Origin of the sequence: Caballeronia sordidicola (assembly GCF_002220365.1) — a bacterium.
In the GTDB taxonomy this organism is placed as follows: domain Bacteria; phylum Pseudomonadota; class Gammaproteobacteria; order Burkholderiales; family Burkholderiaceae; genus Caballeronia; species Caballeronia sordidicola_C.
The window spans coordinates 1-4,256 of record NZ_MTHB01000252.1; the positions used below are offsets into that span (position 1 = coordinate 1).

The following is a 4,256-nucleotide window of genomic DNA, read 5'->3' on the forward strand; positions in this document are numbered from 1 at the left end:
CGGCTCAGCCCGAAGCCCAAGCCACGGCTCAGCCCGAAGCCCAGGCTACGGCTCAGCCCGAAGCCCAGGCTGCGGAGCAGCCCGAAGCCCAAGCCACGGCGCAGCCCGAAGCGAAGGCCACGGCTCAGCCCGAAGCCCAGGCCACCGCTCAGCCAGAAGGGAAGGCCACAGCCCAGCCCGACGTCCAGGCCACGGCGCAGCCCGAAGCGAAGGCCACGGCCCAACCCGAAGCCCAAGCCACGGCGCAGCCCGAAGCCCAGGTCACGGCTCAGCCCGAACTCCACGCCCCGCCTAAGCGTGAAGCCAAAACGGAAACGCCGTCTGATCCGACGCCGCAGCTTGTCAAGCGAGTCCATGAACTCTACGAGGAGCTGGGGCGCGAGGACGTTCGAGCCGTCGAGGACTGGGAATCGGCAGACGGGGCGCCTCCGAAAGAAGAATCCCATAAACCGTAGATGAGTCGATCTCACCGATCATGAAATTCGCACCTCTTACGAATAGTCATAGAAAGTTGACTCATGAACAAACCTGTAGTGCGGAGCTGATCGCCAAGCTTGGCGGTCGGCGTTACCAACAACGCGACGCGACACGAGGCGGTTCTTCCGAAACGTAAGGACAATCCGCAAAGGCATGACAATGAAAATTGACTCCAGGAATTGTCGCGTGCGGGAGGGAGACGAGGTCGACCTCAAGAAACTGCCGACAATCGGCGATCCCGTGTGCAAGTCGAAGAGGCAGTATAAAAAAACACTAGAAAAGCACGTTGCTCAACTGAGCTCGCTCCAGCGGATGCACTACGCCTCCAATCGCTACGCAATCCTCCTGATTTTTCAGGCAATGGACGCAGCGGGCAAAGACGGCGCAATCAGGCATGTGATGTCGGGAGTCAATCCGCAAGGTTGCCAGGTGTTCAGCTTCAAGCACCCCAGCCCCACCGAGTTGGAGCATGATTTTCTTTGGCGCACCACCCGGGATCTACCGGAGAGGGGCAGAATTGGCATCTTCAACCGCTCCTACTACGAGGAAGTGCTGATTGTCCGCGTGCATCCCGAGATTCTTCGAAGCGAACGACTCCCGGACGCCTTGCTCGACGAAGGAGAGGTTTGGCACAACAGGTATCGTTCGATCGTGGATTTCGAGCGACATCTTTACAGCAACGGCACCCGGATCATCAAGTTCTTCCTTCACCTTTCGGAGGAGGAGCAGCGAAAGCGATTTCTGGCGCGTATCGACGAACCGGATAAGAACTGGAAATTCAGCCTCGCGGACATCGAGGAGCGGAAGTTCTGGAAGCAGTATATGACGGCGTTTGAAGAATGCATCAGTGCAACAAGCACGGCTGACTCACCCTGGTATGTCGTTCCGGCCGATGACAAGGAGAACGCTCGTCTTATCGTCTCCCAGATTGTTCTCGATACATTGGAAGGACTCCAAATGGAATATCCAAAAACGAGTGGAAAACGCCGGCGAGAACTACTGGCGATCCGCAAGAGGCTCTCGAAATGATACCTTGAGTGCATTGCCGCAAACGGGTTCGCGGATGAGGGCCACAAGCAATCCTGTCTCGCTAAAACCCCGAAGCCCCGATCGCCTTTGTACGCTGTCGTACCGCATCTTCATTTTTTATGACGTAGTGTTAAGGACTAACTTGCTCGACTTGACTGGAGACAATAATGCTAAGACGAACATTCATGTTCAGTACGCCCGGATCACTTATTGCAATCGCCCTCGCAGTCTCGGGTTGCACGACGACCGGGGCGTCTGACGCCAGCGGCGACCAGATGGATAAGCGCCACTCCATTGACGCGGGTTTCGATTCGACGCTTGCCCGTCTTTATAGCTCCGCCAAAGGTTCGCGCGAGCTCGTTGCCAAGGCGCGCGGCGTGTTGATATTCCCGTCGGTCATCGATGCCGGGTTCGGTGTCGGTGGTCAGTATGGCGAAGGCTCGCTGCGCGTCGGCGGCCGCACGGTCGGATACTACAGCACGGCGACTGGTTCGATCGGCTGGCAGATCGGCGCTCAATCAAGGGCCATCGTATTCCTGTTCATGACCGAAGACGCACTCAATCGGTTCCGAGTCAGCGAAGGCTGGTCGGTCGGGGGCGACGCGTCCGTTGCGGTACTCAAGGTCGGCGCGAATGGCGAAGTCGACACGAGTACCGCGAGCAGCCAAGTGGATGCGTTTCTGTTGACGAATAGTGGGCTGATGGCCGGCGCGACCCTCGACGGCACTAAGGTCACGCGACTCAAGTCACTTTAAGCATCCAGGCAGGGTGGGAAATGGCAACGGCCATTTCCCACCTTTGAAAACGTACAAAAAGATCGCGTCTATTCTTGGAAGTACAAGGCCACCAATTGCACTGATCGTCGCCCCGCTGAATTTCGTCCAGGCGAACCCGCACGCGGCACCGTGATCGGTCAACACAACTGGACGAGACACGGGCGCAAGCACAATACGAAGCGGATGAATCGAACGGAGTAAAAACGCAAGGAGCATCGAAATGCTGCGAACTATAGAGCGTCTTCACCGGTGCGCCGTCGTGGCGCTTGATGGCGACATAGGAACCGTCGACCAGGCATTATTCGACGATGAGGCATGGGGAGTGCGCTATCTTGTGGTCGAAACGGGAAACTGGATCGGCGAACGGAAGGTATTGATTTCGCCGTATTCAATCAAACCATCGGATCCGGCCTCAGGCGCACTGCATGTAAACCTCACGCGTCAACAGGTCAGGGATAGCCCGAATATTGATACGCATAAGTCTGTATCTCGTCAGTATGAAACCACACACCTCCTTTACTATGGATATCCCAGGTACTGGGGTAGCTCAAACGTGTGGGGGACGAGCGCCTACCCCGCGTTCACCGGCTCGGTCGAGGCACCGCACCACGAGCCGGACGCACCCATGGGCTCCGATCCGCATACAGAGGGGCCGCCAGCTGACGTCCATCTTCGAAGTACGGATGCCGTGAAGGGCTGTCACATCCGGGCCGCCGACGGCAGCATTGGCCACGTGTCCGGGTTCATTTTCGACGACGTCGCTTGGGTCATCCGTTACCTGACAGTCGACACGCGCAACTGGTGGCCGGGTGGTAAAGAAGTGTTGTTGGCGACGCAATGGTTAAGCGGCACGGATTGGTTCGACTCCACTGTTTCGACCGATCTCACCCGCGACGCGATCAGGAATAGCCCAGCATACGACGATGCGGTTTTGCTCACCCGCGGTTACGAGAAAACGCTTCACGGATTTTATGGCAAACAAGCGTATTGGTCAGAGAGCGATACGGAATCTCTGCTTAGTCACATCGGAGAAACGGCCCCGTAGATTAGCGCGAGTGGGGTAGCCCTACGCTAGACACGCAGCAATGCAATGCCACGAGAAAGGGTAAGCGTGTGATTCTGGGAATTGCCCGTAATTTTGGATGCAACTCTGCTAACCTAAATGATCTGGGACAACTACTCATACGAGACGCGCCAAGCGGATCCGGGCGCACGGATAAATCCGATCTCCGGACGCTATGGATGCAGCGGAGAAAGATGGGTAGATTCTGAGGTCAGCGAGTGCTGCTTCTAAGACACTCGCCGGGAGAGAAGACTCAGGAATCGCACGAGAGGCCACGGGAGGGTATTTGAGAAATACGCGGTTTGCTTTTCAAGGCTGCTTCAATGCTCGCTAGGTATGTACCTGAGGCCGCATTCGAGCAGCGCCTGTGACTTCGACACTTTGGTGAAATCCTTAGTGCCAAACTCTCTCGGCGCAACTCAAGCCATCTCGGTATCCTGAAGCAGGGGACGCTGCCGCGTAGGTGCGAGCATGGAGGTGTAGGTTTCAACATACTTCGCCGCCATCGTCTTCGCGCAAAATCGGCGCTCGAACTGGGCCCGAACTTCCGTGCGAGATAGATCATCAATGCGTTGTAGCGCAGCGACCGCGCCCGGTACGTCCTCGCAAATGTAGCCAGTCACACCGTGGTCGATCACCTCTGGCACCGAGCCCCGATTGAATGCGATCACTGGCGTACCGCACGCCATCGCCTCGATCATCACGAGCCCAAAGGGCTCCGACCAGTCAATCGGGAAGAGCAACGCTTTCGCACCGGATAGAAACGCCGGTTTTTGTGCGTCGTTGATTTCGCCGATGAACTCGACGTCCGCCTGCGACAGCAATGGCTCGATGATGGATCTGAAGTATTCCTGGTCGACCCTGTCGACTTTGGCTGCAATCTTCAACCGGAGACCGCTTTCGATAGCAAT

Annotated in this window: 5 protein-coding genes; 3 read left to right on the forward strand and 2 right to left on the reverse strand. The window is 57.0% G+C overall.

All coding sequences use genetic code 11. The features are described from left to right. A partial coding sequence (locus BSU04_RS46830) for a hypothetical protein (RefSeq protein WP_179258553.1) occupies positions 1–356 on the reverse strand: 356 nt, incomplete at its 3' end. Between the two features lie 280 nt (positions 357–636). Between BSU04_RS46830 and BSU04_RS35430 the strand changes: the two genes are divergently transcribed. The 3 genes from BSU04_RS35430 (at position 637) to BSU04_RS35440 (ending at position 3,327) form a co-directional block, all read left to right on the forward strand. Beyond that, positions 637–1,506: an ADP-polyphosphate phosphotransferase gene (locus tag BSU04_RS35430; RefSeq protein ID WP_089164911.1), complete on the forward strand. Its 870-nt coding sequence runs from the start codon at positions 637–639 to the stop codon at positions 1,504–1,506. A 167-nt stretch (positions 1,507–1,673) separates the two neighbouring features. Next, positions 1,674–2,261 carry a BPSL1445 family SYLF domain-containing lipoprotein gene (locus tag BSU04_RS35435; RefSeq protein ID WP_089164912.1) on the forward strand — a complete coding sequence of 196 codons (588 nt, stop codon included), beginning with the start codon at positions 1,674–1,676 and terminating at the stop codon, positions 2,259–2,261. A 241-nt stretch (positions 2,262–2,502) separates the two neighbouring features. Then, the gene (locus BSU04_RS35440; protein WP_089163107.1) at positions 2,503–3,327 is read left to right on the forward strand and encodes a PRC-barrel domain-containing protein; all 825 of its coding nucleotides are present in this window, start codon (positions 2,503–2,505) and stop codon (positions 3,325–3,327) included. Between the two features lie 437 nt (positions 3,328–3,764). Here the strand turns inward: BSU04_RS35440 and BSU04_RS35445 are convergent. After that, the coding region (locus BSU04_RS35445) for a glycosyltransferase (RefSeq protein WP_144021346.1) at positions 3,765–4,256 on the reverse strand (492 nt) is incomplete at its 5' end.